A 14,186-nucleotide genomic window follows, 5' to 3' on the forward strand; every position below is an offset into this window, starting at 1 on the left:
CGACAAAGCCGTCTGAGCACTCCTAGTCTGCGACTTAAACGCTTCAAGTCTAGCAACAGAATCCAGCCCAATCTGCTTGGCTTCCTGAGCAAGAGAGCTACTTGCGCCAGCTTGTCTCAAAGCTTCCTCAGCCTTGCGCCTTGATTCTCGTAAAGGTTCATCATGAAAGCTATTGAAACGCTGATTGATAGTGTCAGACACTTCTTGCTTGACTTCTTCCGCCTTAGCCTTGGCAAGTTCGATGGCATCCGTGATAGCTTTCTCACGCTTAGTAAATTCAGCGTCAAAGGCTGCGTCTGCTGCTTCTATCTGCGCTTGGATTTTGGCTTCAATGCCATCTTGTTGCTTAATCTGCTTGGTAATCGTACCCTCGTAAGAATACTGCGTATCATTTCCAGCTTTACTATCTGCGCTGATACGACCTCTTAGACCACCTTTGAAAGTAAAGCTCTGACTTAAGACAGGAACTTTAAAGGTTTCTTTCTTGTTGGTCTGAATGGTTACCCACTGCCCAACCTCAAGCAGTAAATGCCCTTGGTAGTTGAGATTATACGGATAGTAAGTCAGGTTTTTCAGCTTGTAATACAGGTCATTTAAAGCGCTCTGGGTCATGAAGACATTGTCTAGTTCCAAAGACCGACCTGTCTTCATACCAACCGTAAGAGGCTTCTTATCTGTCTTACAAGTAATACCAGCTATCTGATACTCAATCTCACTCTTGGTTAAACCATGTAGGAAGTAACTGTCTGCGTTTATCGTGATATTTGACTCAGTTAAATCACGGATTTCCATCTTCCCTTCTCGGTTGAAGAAACAAGACATCCCTATCATCTGAGTCATAGCGCTCAGCATATCCCTAAATGAAAGTTTCTTTCCTTCAGGAACTTGCTCGACATGGTAACGCATCGCGCTGATTCCGAAATAGTCATTCGCTAACTCAATGCCTGTTTTCAGGCAGATTTCCTGAATAACCTCTCGTACTTCAGCTGGGAAATGCAAATCTGTCACATACTCACGATTGAGCTTAAACATACCATCCATAAGTTCAAGTGTGGTTGTGTTGCGGTTTCGGTCAATCTCAATATCGTTGATGAAGTATTCCCCCATCTTGACCCACTGGTAGGTATCCCCAACCAGTAGACCAATCTCAAGGTGCAGGGTATCCAGCTTATTGAACGTGGTAATGATACTGGTAAAGGTAATTTTACCGCTACCAGCGCAGGTTCCACCAGGCTTATAAGTATCGCCCTTGATGTAGCCATACTCAAAACTAGCCTCTTTGATATCCCGTGAAGTATAATCACCAACACGAATAGCCAGCGTCCTTTCCTTGGCAAACATGGCTCTGTCAAATTGTCGTCTAGTTAAAGCGTCCATTTTCTTACCTCTCTACCAGATTAAATTTAGCGCCAGACCAAGGTTTAAACTTCTCAGTAAAGGTATAGCTAGGAGCTGTCCTATCACCGACATAGAAAGTCTTTGTGACTTGGCCATCCATGGGGTCTGGATAAGACACCTCAAAAAATTCAGATGATACAGCATGTAAAAGCTGACTTAATTCTCCCTGAGTCATCATACCCCATTCACAGTCTAGTTTGCGTTTGGTCGTGATACGGTCACGCACCATGTCGCCATTGGCATTACGCCCTGTCTCTCCATCGATATCTTGAATACCGACTTGAAAAGATTTGGGAGGCTTCACAGCCACCCCATTGATTGTCAATTGTGCCATTTAACCTCCTAAATCTTGAGCAAGGTTTGACCTGCTCGTTCATGTTCCTTGTTAATTTCTTGGATGGCTACCCGTCCGAACTCATGGCCTGCGATTTGAATAACGATGTCGCCAGCCGGTAATGAATAACCTGTAGGTACATTATTAGCAGGCATTCTTTCAGCCAGTTTTTGAGCCAAGATAGAAATCCATCCTGTATTCCGTTCAAGAGGCATTACCGCTTCTTGACCAGCTTCTCCGACCCCAATGATGCTAGGAGAGTTGAATACACCGCCTCGTGCATACCAATCTACAGAGAATGATGGAATTCTAGGAGGCATCAAGCTGAAGCTACCAGATATATTAAAGTGAGGGAGTTTGATTTTTGGTAAGCTCCAATCAAAGTTAAAGAAGCTTTTTAGTTTATCGATACCACTTTTAACGATGTTTTTAGCATTATCCATTGCATCATTAAACAGATTCTTGAACCAGTTGGGGATTTCTTTCAAGGCATCTTGCATATTTTTCCATCTATCACCAAACCAAGAACCGATTTTTTGGAAAGGATTCTGAGTTTTCTTTTTTGCACTCTCAAATTTCTCTCCAAACCATGTATCAGCTTCTTTTACTCCATCTTTGATATCATTCCAACGGTCACCGAACCAAGAGCCAACTTTTTCAAAAGCTGAGTTCACTTTATCCCTACCGGACTTGAATTTATCACCTAACCAAGTGTTTGCTTCGGCAAGCGCATCTTTAGATTCGTTCCAACGGTCACCAAACCAAGAGCCCAACTTGCTAAATGTATTGCTTATTGCACCCCATCCTTGCTGGAACTTCTCGCCAAACCATTGACCTATTGGCTCAAAGATTTCTTGTAGCTTCGTCCATAGACCGCTGAAAAATTCGCCAATCGCTTGACAAATACCACTGATAAAATCACATAGTCCTTGCCATGCTGTTTTAGCAAACTCAACAACAGTGTCCCAATTTTGGTAGAGCAAGACACCAATAGCAATTAAGGCTGCGATTGCTGCAATAACTAAGGTTATTGGACTTGTCAAAACTGCTAACGCTGCATTAAAAGCCCATGTTGCAGCTGTAGCGACTCCTGCTGCCACAGAATGTGCAAATTCCGCCGCGGTTGCTAATCCCATTTTCGCTGTATGAGCAGTCCATGCTAGAGCTGATTTACCAAGTTCTAAAGCAGTTTTCCCTAGCTGTGCAATTGTTTTACCTGAATTGACAACAAAATCTTTTGCGTACAACGCATTCAAATAGATGGTTTCTCCGAAGCTGACCAATTTATCAAATGTCAAAGCTTTCAAAGCTAGTCCAAGATTTTTAATTCCGCTAACAATAAAGGAAACCTTGCCACTTAATAATTCGAATGCCCCTGCAAGTCCTCCAGCTTGTTCAGCCCATGATAAGAAATTAATTGTTTGCCAAGCTGTTATCAAAGCCAAGATAGGTTCTTTGTTTTCTTTACACCAGTCAGAAAAAACGGCGAAACCATCTGCCACTAACTTAATAGCATCCGCCAATAGTCCCAAAGTGGCTAAAAGGCCACCTCCCAATAAATCTGAAATTCCTTCAATACTAACACCGAATACTCCTGATAAAAACTCAGCAAAAGGTTGCCAAGAATTCTCCCAAAGTATTTGAATAATATCAATTAGCCCATTAAAAGCATTAGCAATAGAGTTAATAGCAGGGACTACATGTTCATCATAAACACGACTTAAGCCATCGCCAAATTTGTTAACAGACCTTTCAATGCTCTCAAATACAGGCGCAACAGTATCTAATAAACTTTGGAAGACTGATGAAATTTTAGGAGCGCTTGTCACAACGACTTTTTCAAAACCTTTAAACAAACTTCCTGCTAATTTGCTACCGACTTCAACAATGGTAGATGTCAAGCTTAATAGAGTTGACACAATAGCGCTACCGATACGAACCGCACCGGTTGAGGTAATGACGTCGTAGAAAGCACTAGAAAAGGCCTGAGCGATGTTTCCTACAGCCTCTGCAATGTTACCAATATTATCAAACAAAGCGACTAGCGCCCTGGTAATGCGTTCTTTTTGCCTTCCAAGACCATTTGCAATACTTTCGGCAAGGAAAACACCGATACCTAGACCGATAGTAGCTATTGAGCCTGTCACTTGCCCTAAAGCATAAGCGATTTTCTCAGCCATTCGGTTAAAGGCATTCACAACTCTTTGATCAGTAGCGATTTCTCCCATTGTCTTAGCTATTTGGTCTAAGGCGGTCTTAATGCGTTCAATACCTTCTGGTCTAAATGCTGCATCAAAACCTTTCTTGAAGAGGTCAAACAACCCTTTGAGCTTATCTCCAAGTCCATCAAAAATGCTCTTGAACTGGTTGTCCATGTCGGTCAACTCGACTTCTGGCAAGATGTCTTTGAAAGGTCCGCCACCGCCTCCCTTTCCTTTACCACCTTTGCCACCGCCAGAACCGCCTGCATCATCGTCTTTTGGTTTTTGTAAGATGTTAATCTCATCAAATCCCAAAAGACCTAGCAACTCTTTAGCGGCCTTCTTAGCGTTTTTGGCTGAGTCTCCAAGATTATCAGCAAGTCCTCCTGCTGAATCTCCAGCGTCGTCTACTGCATCAGCAAGATCTCCTGCACCTCCTGCAGCATCCTTCATGGCGTTACCCATGTCTCCAACCGCTCCACCAACACCATCTTTCACTGTTGCTTTCTTGTTGAACATCAAAGCGATAAACTCCGCAAGTTTAGCCGTCACGTTCTTCAATACCATGGCAAAAGAGTTCAAGACAGGCATAATGGCATTGATAATCGGCAACATAGAGTTACCAAGGTTCAATGCTGCGTCCTTCATCAGCGACTTAAACAGGCTGATACGACCATTTACAGAATTAGACAAGGTATTCCCATACTTGGCTGTAGCCTGTTCCAGAATAGCCATAAGGCGGATTTGTTGCTGGGTTTGGTAGTCTAATTGTTGCCAGCTCTGTCCGTTTGCGAACTTCTTAAAGGCTTCAGTGGACTCAATCATAGCCACATTGACGCTGATTCCTAGGTCTTCTCAATAATGTTATCGCATGGCTTTTTATCCATACTTCTTACAATTTCTTGTAAGTTCGGCATATATTTTCACCTACAACCGAATTGTCTAGGTGCTCACCACTCGTGGGGATATTTTATTCTATACTTTTTGACAAAACAAAAAGCACAGGTTCAATCCCTATGCTCTACGGTGACCAAGCCTTTTTAATTGCTTAGTTTACCTCGGTATCGTCATGTTTTAATTACTTAAAATTTAGAGTTTTACCGATTTTGGTAAGTTCTTAATCCGCCTATTTCTAAGCGGTGCGACAAAAGTCTATCGCTTCCGTATTCCCTAGCAAACCTGAGCGAATCCGCTCCATAACGTCTGTAATCGTGCGCCCAGAACCTTCAGCAACAACTGCCGACGTCTGCAACATCTTAGCAGTATAAGCGCTTAGCTTGTTGGTGTCTTTGATAAATCCAGAAAATAAGTTTGAGTAGACTGCACCATAGTTAGTAGCCTCGCCCACACCCATATTCATGGCATTAGCGTTATCGTTAACCCATTTTAAGAAAGATTGCGAACTCTCACCCATCTGGCGCTTAATTTGGTTCATAGCCGCTGATACTTCAAGAGCTGTCTGCGTTGAATACATCCCAACATCAAGCAATTTCTTACCAAGGATTGCAAAACCAGCGAACTTAGCTAGCTTACCAAACGCACTACCGATAGAATTCGACTGTTCACGAACTTTGGCAGTGGCATTCTTCACTTGGTCAGATGTTCCCTTGACCTGATTCTCGACTTCTTTCATCTTCTTCCTGAAAGGCGCTATCTCAGCGTCAATCATGACTTTCAATTCGTCAAGAGTTGCCATTCATTTCCTCCTTCCTTTTGCGATTATGTCTTTCTGCAAATTCACGCATCCGTTCCTTATGCAACAAAAGCGCTTGTCTCTGCCGCTCCTGTTCTACCGCTTGTTGTTCTTCTACAAACAACTCAGGCGCATATTCCCAGAACTCAAAGACCTTGGCATCCTTGGATAAGAATAAAGAAACGTGGTTGGATATCATCTGCGAAAGTCTGTACGAGTCAATAATCTTCTCTTTACGCTCTTGGATTTTGACACGGTTGTAGCTTTCAATCATTTCCCTGATTTCAAGCACCGTTAAATCCCAAAAATCAAGAGGCTTACCCCCGATGTCCAAAAACATAGGATAAAGCCTCTCAATAATCTGCGTTACCGTTAAGATTACTCGACTACTGTCATTTTCTTCTTGGAAGTTTTCTTGCCCTTGCTTCCTCGTGGAGTAAAACCCGACACTTCAAAGAGTGGCATTAAAACCTCTGTCATGAAGGTTGTTTGGTCTCCACCATTATCCACGTATTCATCGTATAGATCGTAGACATCCTCAAGAGAATACCCATTCTCATACTTTTGCAAAGCTCCATGAATCAAGAGCAATACAACTTTTAAAAGAGGCAAAGGAAACTCTTCGCCAGCTTCAGGCATGAAGATTTTCAGTAAGTTCATACCGATTTTTTCTTCAACTTTTGCTGCTTGATGAGATGAAAGTCGTAGTTTTAACTCTTTCTCATCGCTAATCTTCCAAATTGAGTAAGGTAACGCCATTTAATTAACCTCCAAGACCGTCTGTAAATTCCAATTCTGACTGCAATGCAATCTTAAGTGTGAACTCGATAACGGCATTGACACCGCCACCGCCCAGTTTAACAGATACTTGGCCTTCAAAATTGACCTTAGTACCGTCTGGATAAGCTTGTTCAAAGTAGAGTTTCTTCTTGTCGTCTGCTGCCTTACGCAATACACGGTAAGGAGCAGTTTCGCTTGAATTGTTATAAGAGAACTTGTATTCCAATTCCCCTGCATCACCAATACCAAATTCGTACTTCTTAACTTTATCTTCAAGAGTAGTGTTCTCTACTTTTTCAGGTTCGATACCAAACTCTGGTACTTCTTTCAATCCAACAAGCTTAGTATAGCTACCTTTGGTTTCGCTATAAGAAAGCGTAATTCCGTTTGCTAACATGTTTAATTCTCCATTCTAAATTGAAAAACAAGCTCTGAGTGTAAGTCAACAACCCCTTCAAAACGCATGACCTTATGTCTCAAATGGGACGGGTCTGGCACGTCTTGGCAGTCGGTTCTTCGTAAACCTAAAGACTCAAAAATCTGATTGATTTTAACAGCTAACTCACTAGTGCTTGTATCATCAAAGATATCCACCTTGTAGCGGATAGAGGATTTTTGTTCCTGGTCATCAAACCAATCACCCGGCTTGTTTTGTTCTTCCAAAAAAATAACGACTGGAAAAGTCTCCCAATCGCTAGGATACGTATCAGTCACATTATCTGCAACCTTTTGCAATTCTTTATAAATAACAGGCTTGATATTAATCATTTTATTTGTTCTCTTATCTTTCTACGGACATAATCCGAAATATTCTTAGACACACGCTCTTGATTGTCTCTCAAAGCTGGATAAAGATAAGGCTGAGCAGGTTGACCATACATCTTGTAGAACTCCCCAATCTTTTGAAAGTGGTAAGGCCCTACATTGATTTGGTCTTCATGCACATACCACGGACTAGAGCGATAAGTCACGCTGACTTCTGGAGAGATACCAGAATGGCTAGCCTGACCCTTGGGTCCTGTTCCAAACTCAACATAAGGAGCATAGTGTAGATTTGTGTAAACCTCACCTATAGCCTTATCTCCGTCCATTTTAACCCTAGTCTTGATACTGTTTCTAAGTTCTCCATTGTTGCCTGGTGCTAGTCTTTTAGCATCAGCTTGGACAACCTTTATAGTAGCATTGTGTACCGCACGTAAGACGATATCCTCGCCAGTTTTTTTACTAGCCAATCGTCTACATTTAGCTATAAGCCTATCTGCCCCTAGTAGCCCTGACACGCTCTAACTCCAAAACTTGATGATGTGTGTAGACCTTTTTAGAAATAACCCTGTGAGTCACTTCTGTCTGGCTATCGATACACACACCATCTTTCACTTTGATAGTAGCTGACTTGTTGGCATTTGCGTTCAAAATATCATTGACACGCTCGCCATACAATTCAGACTGTAGTTTACTACTAGCTGGCCACAACTCAAGACGGATTGTCTCAGCTTCCTTGACATATCCTTCTTTTGCGACACCTTCCTCAGTGACAGTCTTTTCAAACCGTCGCATTGGATAAGGTTTCAGTCTACTCTGCTTCAAAAACATGGCCTGCCACCCTTGCTAGTCTATGCATACGTATACGCTGTAAAAGGCCCGTAGACAGGCCGTTTTCTCCGTAGACTACTGCTATACCACCTTCGGTCCTTGAATGCTCTCCTTCCGCTCCTGAGCGGTTGTGGAGTTCGATAGCAACCTCAGGTATTAAGCGACTTAAAGCAGGTGTCAAAGATGTGCGATTCGTCTCTGACAAGATAAGATTTGTAGCCCTCGTTTGGAGCAACATGAGAAGCTGAGTATCTTCTTCGCCTGTTAATTTCTTCAGCAACTCTATAGACATATCAATCCTCTTCTAAAAACTCAGGCTCAGGGAGAATTTCCTCAAGAACGTCTGAGATAGCGACACCATTGCTGGCGAAATTATCTGCCAGCTCGGCATAGCGCTCCTCAGTAATCTCAAGTTCCTCTCCTGCCAGTCGTTTCACATTTAATTCCCAGTCATAGAAATCTTGTTTGATTTTAAATTTCACTTTTTAAATCCTCCAACACCTCTACAATTTCAGCTTTTGATAACTTATAGGCACCAGTTATGCCAGCTTCTTTAGCTAGATTCTTCAACTCTTCTAAAGTCTTATTTTCTAAATCAGAATACTGGCCAGCTTGCTCCTCTTGGATATAATGACGTCGTAGCAATAAGCTCATATCATCACCTCTTACTCACCGAATTTTACAACTCGTGTAGGGTCGTAAAGGTAAACACCATAGTGTTCATCACCAGTGATGACTGTTGTCTTTTTAAGGATGTCACGGTCTGTTTCGATAGCCACATCACGTTTTAGCATGATAACAAACGCACCATATTTGTTGGCATCGTCTGTCTGAGTTTGGCTAGGAGAGACTTTGACGATAAATCCTTTACCTTCATCAACTTTTTTAGAACGGACGATTTGCACACCGGCAACTTCACCAAAGGTTCCAGAAACAACCATATCTGCACCAAGCTCTGAACCTTTAGTCCATTCTTTTGCTACGTCAGTTTTTAGCTTGATAGCATCTTTAGGGTTGATGATAGCAACATATCGCGCATCTTCTTCGTCCTCAAAAATCTCAAGAGCTTTATCAATTGCTGCAAGAGTTGTAGGAGTTTCTGTAATATGTTGTGTTGCAGTTTTAGCTACTGCGACCAAATCATCATCAATCTTGTTAGCAATAGCCAAACCAAGCTGGTAAGTGGCTTGACCTAGTGGGTCACCAAGACCTGACAAAAGAGCTTCATCGGTAATTTCATAACCTTTAGCAGCCTTTTTGATGGTCATAGTAGTCTTTTTAGTAGTCAATTTGTCTGGAGAAATAGCTTGACCTTCTCCAACCTCAGTCGCATCTCCTGCATACTCCCACGCTGGAACTGTTAAAGTGTTCCCTGGTTGGCCTTGAAGTGCTGTTTCCACATAAGCCAGTGGAGTGAATTTAATCAATTTAGGTAGTTTAGCGGAAACCATGTCCGCCATCACTTCTGGGTTAACCATAGTGGCTAGTTTAGTTTGTCCTGCTGTCATTTATTTTAACCTTTCAATTTCTTATAGAGTTCTGGGTTCTTTTGATAGAGTTCATTTCGACTCTGATAACCCATGCGAGCAAATTCTTCTTTTGTGATACCGTCACTATCGACTGGTGCTTGCTTCATTGGAGCTCCGCCTTTTAGCTTTTCTTGTACGCCTTTTTGCACGGCTTGTTCCCATGATTTCTGTAATACAGCGACAGACTGCGATACCGTCTCTGCGCTTGTCAAATCAACTACATTCACTAACTCAACAGGTAAGTCACGTTCACTTAGCATTGCTTTAGCCTCTGCGGTCAATTCCTTACGAGCAATAGCCTTTTCACGGTCAGCTAGTTCTTGCTCACGCTGATCCAACTGATATTTCTGTTTTTCATCAGCGTTCATCTTGGCAAGTTTCTTAGCTTCGTTTTCTCTAGCTTCTTGCTCTGATTTCCACTTGGCAAACTTCTTATCGATGATAGCGTCGACGTCTGCGTCTGTGTACTTCTTCTCGTCTTGCGGTTGTTGTGCAGGTTCTGCAGGTACCTTTTGTTCTTCAACCGTTTCGACTGTTTGTGTTTCTTCGTTCATTGCGAACCTCCTATTTTTAAAGTCGTCCCCGACTGTAATTTCCATAGCTTTTAGTGTCTTCAATGCTTGGACAATATAAAAACCGTACGGGATTCCATACGGTTAGGGCATAAGAAAACCGCCTCGATTTCGATGCGGTTTATAGTGGTTTATTGCAACAAAAAAGCGCCTAGATTACTATCTAAGCGCAAGATAGGCAGGACTGTCGGGGCTCCTGCATTTCTCGACCCACTATAAGTGGCGCGTTGGTGACAGATTCTCAACCTCTATCTTTACCAAAAGTATAGCACTATTTTTCCTTTTTGTAAAGCGTCAACATATTTTTTCCATTCTTTTTAACTTGACGAATCCCCACCTTGTTAAAGTGAATGACTAGCATTTCATCTCGTGGCACCATCACCGCTTCCATAATGACCTTATCTTTGTTAGGTATTTTTACATATGAAATAATTGATTTTTCAACCCTCTCTGAATTATCTAGAATCAAATAAGGTTTTTGAACTGCCTCTTTTATTAACATAAACTCATCTAAGGAATACTGTTGTCCATGTCTCACTAATGAAGTAGCTAAACTGCTAACATCTATATAAGCAGAACTTACTCCTATCAATTTGGTTATATCACTCGAAAAATTACCTAATTCATATTCAGATTTTAGTAAGCCTACGAGTTGTTCTTTCGATAATCCACCCTTCCCAATTTCATCCCATGCGTTACTAACATCAGAAAACAATTTTTGGGTATTATATCTTGAAACGGTTTGGTCACTTTTCTTGTAATCTTGTATTTCATTTTTTACATCTTTCGCAACATACTTGCTATACCACTCTTTATAAGTCATATCAGCAGGTACTAGCTCGGTCTTACCTGTCTCTGGATTCCTTGCTCTGCGCTTCAACTTGCTGTAGTCTGCGTCCTCGTCGTATGCGACAGTAGTAGACCTACACCAAGGGTGCATAGGCGGACAATTGACGCCAGGGGTAGCCTTATCCCTATCATAGACCTTATTATCGTGCTCTTGGCAGATATGTGATGTACGCTTGTCTAAGACGGCTACAAAGATATACTTCTCTATGTCTGCTTCTTCATAGCTGAGTAGTTCCATTTGGTTATGAAAAAAGGCTGATTCTGTCCGAACCAAACGCCTCGCATCATTCTGACCGACATCGAATCGTTCAGCAATTGCTTGTGCCGTTTCTCGTGTTCCTCTTCCTGTCATGAGGCTCATGAGTAGTTCATCTTTTATGCTAGAAGTAAGCTTCCCCGTATTCTTCCAGATGTTTGTTGAGTAGGTACTTCCATCTCCTACCCAACTAAAAGACTGTAGATGTTTAATCTCGCTCTCAGGAAGCCCAGAAAAGCCGTATGCTAGTCCTGTCTGCTGCTGCAGGTCAAAGCTAGCCTTGTAGTAACTATCCTTCATCAAGTCGCTATAGAAGGCGTCTGAGCCTGTCTTCTCTGAATGATAGATAGATTCACGCATACGATCTAAATCATCACTCAAACGCTCTAGGCGCTTCATACGAAAAGAATAAGCTGGGCTGTCTAAGTCAGCTAGTAATCTTTGGATGTTCGGGTCATTCGGTCTTGCTTCAAGTACTTTACGAAGTTCATTCAGATTTTTCTTGTCTTTCATGTTCTTCAAGACTTGTCTAGCATCTACCTGACTTAGACCATAATCACGTTGGAACTTATCAAAAATCTTATTGACTTCCTTATCCAAGTAAGTCTTGGCTTCCTGATAGACCTTATCGAACTGGTCTGCCTGCTTTTCGGCCTTGTCCATCTGCTGGTAAATCAGATTGGCTTTCCTCTTCGCCCAATACTCCTGATTCTTCATCCTCTACCTCGTCTTCGGGTTTCGTGTTGTCTTTGTTGAACATCGGCATGTCTTCCATGTTCTTCTTTTTTTCTTCTTCCAAGGCTTCCAGTTCAGCGTCAGGGTCTTCCACAAACGGCAAGAGAGAAATAAGCTGCCTATTGGTCACTTTACCTTCCAAATTGTTCACAATCTGAGAGATTTCCAGCAAGTTTTTAGGCAAACCACGGCTGAATTGTGGAACGATTGAATGAGACTCTAGTGCAATCTGTTTCATACCCAAGTAATGAGCAAAAATCGCAATACGCTGTCTTAATCCACGCTTGTAGTTCGCTTCCTTGGTCTTGGTAATCATCTCAAGGCCCATTAGCTTGAATTCCATAGCTCAATTTTGTTACCGTAGAGGCTCTTTATCCTCTACTTCTTACGGTTTCCCGTAAGTTCAGACTATCTCTTCACCCTTATCAGGGTGTCGGATTTCGTGGATATTTCTGCATATAAAAAAAACGATACTATGTACCGTTTCTCACTTAGCTTACTCTATCTAGTCGTTAAACCTTACTGATATTTCTACCAGCAGTGGTAATTGATTAGCTTCAGTAATATGTCACAAATCTCCCTTTTTCATCTCGAACAATTGTCTTACCAGACATGTCCACACCTTTTGAAAATTGTCTTAAATCGTATTTTTTATAATTCAATAAGATATCATCTATTGTTTCATCATTAACGATTATATCATCTCGTTTTATGGAACGATAATATCTGTAGACAAGAGTTGAAAAAGAAATGTTGTTTTCTTCAGATAATTTTTTTAGATAGTCTCTCAAGATATATCCCTTATACTTAACGTTATCAGAACGATTACGTTTATTTGTATGTTCAGGAACCCACCTACAATTACTTGGTGAGTAGTCTTTGTCATTATCTATCCTATCTAATTGCAAACCAAATTCTACTCCGTTTTGCATTGCCCAACTTCTGAACTTAGCTACATCACTAAATTCATCAGAAACACCTATTCCACGTTTCCCATACCATTTATAAGCCCAATGTTTTTCATCATAACACCTTGCTAACATAGAGTAATAAACTTGATTTAGATGTTTGTGCATTTTATCTTTTATCATTCATCTTCTCCTAGATTATTATACTCTTATTATACCATAACAGAATATAAATATCTAGGTTATTACTGTTTTGCGCCTTCCAATTTTAACCCGATTTATTACCTCAAAGTTACCTTTGAGGAGGGCAACTATTTCACCCCCGAAGTATTCCCTGCGAAATTCTCATCAGTCAAATTAGGCACATGGCTAAATGTGTAGATGTCCTCTTTAAGAGCTGTACGCAAGATTTCAGTAGCACTTTCGTCCAGCGTATTCTTCAAGAACTCAGCCCTTGCACTATCGCCCGGCAATTCCAAAAGACCTTCTTCAGAAAGAATCTTCATTGCTACCTTAGCGTCTTCTGGAGTGTCTGCTAACTGCGTGCCATACAAGACAAGTATAGACTCTACAGCCTGTTCCTTATCATTGACACGATTCCCCATCAAGGAATTATAAGCGTCTATCAAGCTAATTTGTTGCTCATAGTCACCAATTGCAAAGTGATTGTTGCGATATTCGATAATTGGGATTTGCCCAAGGTTGTGAGGGGTTACCTGCTCATTCTGAGTTGTTCCTGAATCTGTACTTCTCAGCACCATGTGATAGTGCAGATTTTCGGTAAAAACCTCAGCCTGGTACTTGGTAGTGTCTTTCGTATCGTCTTTTACTTCATAGTAATAGACCGCAAACAAAGGCTTCCGCTCAATACTATCATCGTAGACCATGAAAGTATTCTCCGGATCAATACTAGTTGAATCCAACTCAGCCATACCCTCTTTAGCATAGATGTACTCGTAAGCACGACCATAGATAGCCATGTTCAAAGCATTCTGAGCATCTACTTGGTCAATTTCAGCACCATCAAAGACTGTAAGTAGTTCATCGATATCACCGTCAGCAGTATTGTTATACTTGATAGGATTGCCCATAAAATAGCCCGTAGCCGTGTCTGCGATATCCTTGGCATGATTGGCTACCGTCTTGTAATTAGGTGCGTTCACGTTGCGTCTCGTGTGTTCTAAGATAGCATGCTCACCCAAATAGTAGCTTTTAAGCTTCTTCAAATGCGAGCCTTCAGTGCTATGTATCGTTATCAATTTGTAAATCAGGTCTTTCTTCAAAGAACCCTCATCATATCCATCCCGTGGATAGGTTAAATATTGGTACATGTCTTTC

15 protein-coding genes and 4 pseudogenes are annotated in these 14,186 nt (G+C 41.5%); all 19 read right to left on the minus strand.

Going from position 1 to position 14,186, the window contains the following annotated elements:
• Positions 1 to 1,377, minus strand: a pseudogene (locus HT699_RS02380) (tail fiber domain-containing protein); the annotation flags it as partial.
• A gap of 4 nt (positions 1,378 to 1,381) precedes the next feature.
• Positions 1,382 to 1,732: a DUF6711 family protein gene (locus HT699_RS02385; RefSeq protein WP_000068028.1), complete on the minus strand. Its 351-nt coding sequence runs from the start codon at positions 1,730 to 1,732 to the stop codon at positions 1,382 to 1,384.
• An 8-nt stretch (positions 1,733 to 1,740) separates the two neighbouring features.
• Positions 1,741 to 4,764 carry a hypothetical protein gene (locus HT699_RS02390; protein WP_345789792.1) on the minus strand — a complete coding sequence of 1,008 codons (3,024 nt, stop codon included), beginning with the start codon at positions 4,762 to 4,764 and terminating at the stop codon, positions 1,741 to 1,743.
• 319 nt (positions 4,765 to 5,083) lie between these two features.
• Positions 5,084 to 5,629 (minus strand): annotated as a pseudogene (locus HT699_RS02395) (hypothetical protein); the annotation flags it as partial.
• On the minus strand, positions 5,616 to 5,966 hold the full coding sequence (locus HT699_RS02400; protein WP_000478009.1) for a hypothetical protein: 351 nt from the start codon (positions 5,964 to 5,966) through the stop codon (positions 5,616 to 5,618). The gene HT699_RS02400 and the pseudogene HT699_RS02395, both read right to left, overlap by 14 nt.
• A 38-nt stretch (positions 5,967 to 6,004) precedes the next feature.
• Positions 6,005 to 6,385 carry a DUF6096 family protein gene (locus HT699_RS02405; RefSeq protein WP_172930556.1) on the minus strand — a complete coding sequence of 127 codons (381 nt, stop codon included), beginning with the start codon at positions 6,383 to 6,385 and terminating at the stop codon, positions 6,005 to 6,007.
• 4 nt (positions 6,386 to 6,389) lie between these two features.
• Positions 6,390 to 6,803 carry a phage tail tube protein gene (locus HT699_RS02410; protein WP_000880679.1) on the minus strand — a complete coding sequence of 138 codons (414 nt, stop codon included), beginning with the start codon at positions 6,801 to 6,803 and terminating at the stop codon, positions 6,390 to 6,392.
• A 2-nt stretch (positions 6,804 to 6,805) separates the two neighbouring features.
• The gene (locus tag HT699_RS02415; protein ID WP_000608236.1) at positions 6,806 to 7,174 is read right to left on the minus strand and encodes a hypothetical protein; all 369 of its coding nucleotides are present in this window, start codon (positions 7,172 to 7,174) and stop codon (positions 6,806 to 6,808) included.
• Entirely contained in the window at positions 7,171 to 7,686 is a 516-nt protein-coding gene (locus HT699_RS02420) for an HK97-gp10 family putative phage morphogenesis protein (RefSeq protein ID WP_172930557.1), read from the minus strand. Before HT699_RS02420 ends, HT699_RS02415 begins: the two co-directional genes overlap by 4 nt.
• Positions 7,661 to 7,999 (minus strand): hypothetical protein, encoded by a 339-nt coding sequence (locus HT699_RS02425; RefSeq protein ID WP_000478945.1) that lies wholly within the window; start codon positions 7,997 to 7,999, stop codon positions 7,661 to 7,663. Before HT699_RS02425 ends, HT699_RS02420 begins: the two co-directional genes overlap by 26 nt.
• On the minus strand, positions 7,980 to 8,291 hold the full coding sequence (locus HT699_RS02430; RefSeq protein WP_050971545.1) for a phage head-tail connector protein: 312 nt from the start codon (positions 8,289 to 8,291) through the stop codon (positions 7,980 to 7,982). The genes HT699_RS02425 and HT699_RS02430 overlap by 20 nt, the downstream gene beginning before the upstream one ends.
• A 1-nt stretch (position 8,292) precedes the next feature.
• The gene (locus HT699_RS02435; RefSeq protein ID WP_000669344.1) at positions 8,293 to 8,481 is read right to left on the minus strand and encodes a hypothetical protein; all 189 of its coding nucleotides are present in this window, start codon (positions 8,479 to 8,481) and stop codon (positions 8,293 to 8,295) included.
• Positions 8,471 to 8,653, minus strand: coding sequence for a Rho termination factor N-terminal domain-containing protein (locus HT699_RS02440; protein ID WP_000054933.1), 183 nt, complete (start codon positions 8,651 to 8,653; stop codon positions 8,471 to 8,473). The genes HT699_RS02435 and HT699_RS02440 overlap by 11 nt, the downstream gene beginning before the upstream one ends.
• An 11-nt stretch (positions 8,654 to 8,664) precedes the next feature.
• Positions 8,665 to 9,507: a N4-gp56 family major capsid protein gene (locus tag HT699_RS02445; RefSeq protein WP_138700886.1), complete on the minus strand. Its 843-nt coding sequence runs from the start codon at positions 9,505 to 9,507 to the stop codon at positions 8,665 to 8,667.
• A 5-nt stretch (positions 9,508 to 9,512) separates the two neighbouring features.
• Entirely contained in the window at positions 9,513 to 10,082 is a 570-nt protein-coding gene (locus HT699_RS02450; RefSeq protein WP_166727497.1) for a DUF4355 domain-containing protein, read from the minus strand.
• A gap of 289 nt (positions 10,083 to 10,371) precedes the next feature.
• On the minus strand, positions 10,372 to 11,922 hold the full coding sequence (locus HT699_RS02455; protein ID WP_172930558.1) for a minor capsid protein: 1,551 nt from the start codon (positions 11,920 to 11,922) through the stop codon (positions 10,372 to 10,374).
• Positions 11,831 to 12,286: pseudogene (locus HT699_RS02460) on the minus strand (phage portal protein); the annotation flags it as partial. The gene HT699_RS02455 and the pseudogene HT699_RS02460, both read right to left, overlap by 92 nt.
• A 211-nt stretch (positions 12,287 to 12,497) precedes the next feature.
• On the minus strand, positions 12,498 to 13,031 hold the full coding sequence (locus HT699_RS02465; protein WP_000588570.1) for a hypothetical protein: 534 nt from the start codon (positions 13,029 to 13,031) through the stop codon (positions 12,498 to 12,500).
• Positions 13,032 to 13,165: 134 nt separating this feature from the next.
• Positions 13,166 to 14,179, minus strand: a pseudogene (locus HT699_RS02470) (phage portal protein); the annotation flags it as partial.
• Between the last annotated feature and the right edge of the window lie 7 nt (positions 14,180 to 14,186).

The sequence above is a fragment of the Streptococcus sp. 1055 genome (assembly GCF_013276815.1).
GTDB classification, from domain to species: Bacteria; Bacillota; Bacilli; order Lactobacillales; family Streptococcaceae; genus Streptococcus; species Streptococcus pseudopneumoniae.

Coding starts and splice junctions, on each gene's coding strand:
- HT699_RS02455 (WP_172930558.1), bottom strand. CDS start 11,922: ATGAAGAATCAGGAGTATTGGGCGAAGAGGAAAGCCAATCTGATTTAC.
- HT699_RS02445 (WP_138700886.1), bottom strand. CDS start 9,507: ATGACAGCAGGACAAACTAAACTAGCCACTATGGTTAACCCAGAAGTG.
- HT699_RS02410 (WP_000880679.1), bottom strand. CDS start 6,803: ATGTTAGCAAACGGAATTACGCTTTCTTATAGCGAAACCAAAGGTAGC.
- HT699_RS02440 (WP_000054933.1), bottom strand. CDS start 8,653: ATGAGCTTATTGCTACGACGTCATTATATCCAAGAGGAGCAAGCTGGC.
- HT699_RS02415 (WP_000608236.1), bottom strand. CDS start 7,174: ATGATTAATATCAAGCCTGTTATTTATAAAGAATTGCAAAAGGTTGCA.
- HT699_RS02405 (WP_172930556.1), bottom strand. CDS start 6,385: ATGGCGTTACCTTACTCAATTTGGAAGATTAGCGATGAGAAAGAGTTA.
- HT699_RS02450 (WP_166727497.1), bottom strand. CDS start 10,082: ATGAACGAAGAAACACAAACAGTCGAAACGGTTGAAGAACAAAAGGTA.
- HT699_RS02425 (WP_000478945.1), bottom strand. CDS start 7,999: ATGTTTTTGAAGCAGAGTAGACTGAAACCTTATCCAATGCGACGGTTT.
- HT699_RS02430 (WP_050971545.1), bottom strand. CDS start 8,291: ATGTCTATAGAGTTGCTGAAGAAATTAACAGGCGAAGAAGATACTCAG.
- HT699_RS02465 (WP_000588570.1), bottom strand. CDS start 13,031: ATGATAAAAGATAAAATGCACAAACATCTAAATCAAGTTTATTACTCT.
- HT699_RS02385 (WP_000068028.1), bottom strand. CDS start 1,732: ATGGCACAATTGACAATCAATGGGGTGGCTGTGAAGCCTCCCAAATCT.
- HT699_RS02400 (WP_000478009.1), bottom strand. CDS start 5,966: ATGTTTTTGGACATCGGGGGTAAGCCTCTTGATTTTTGGGATTTAACG.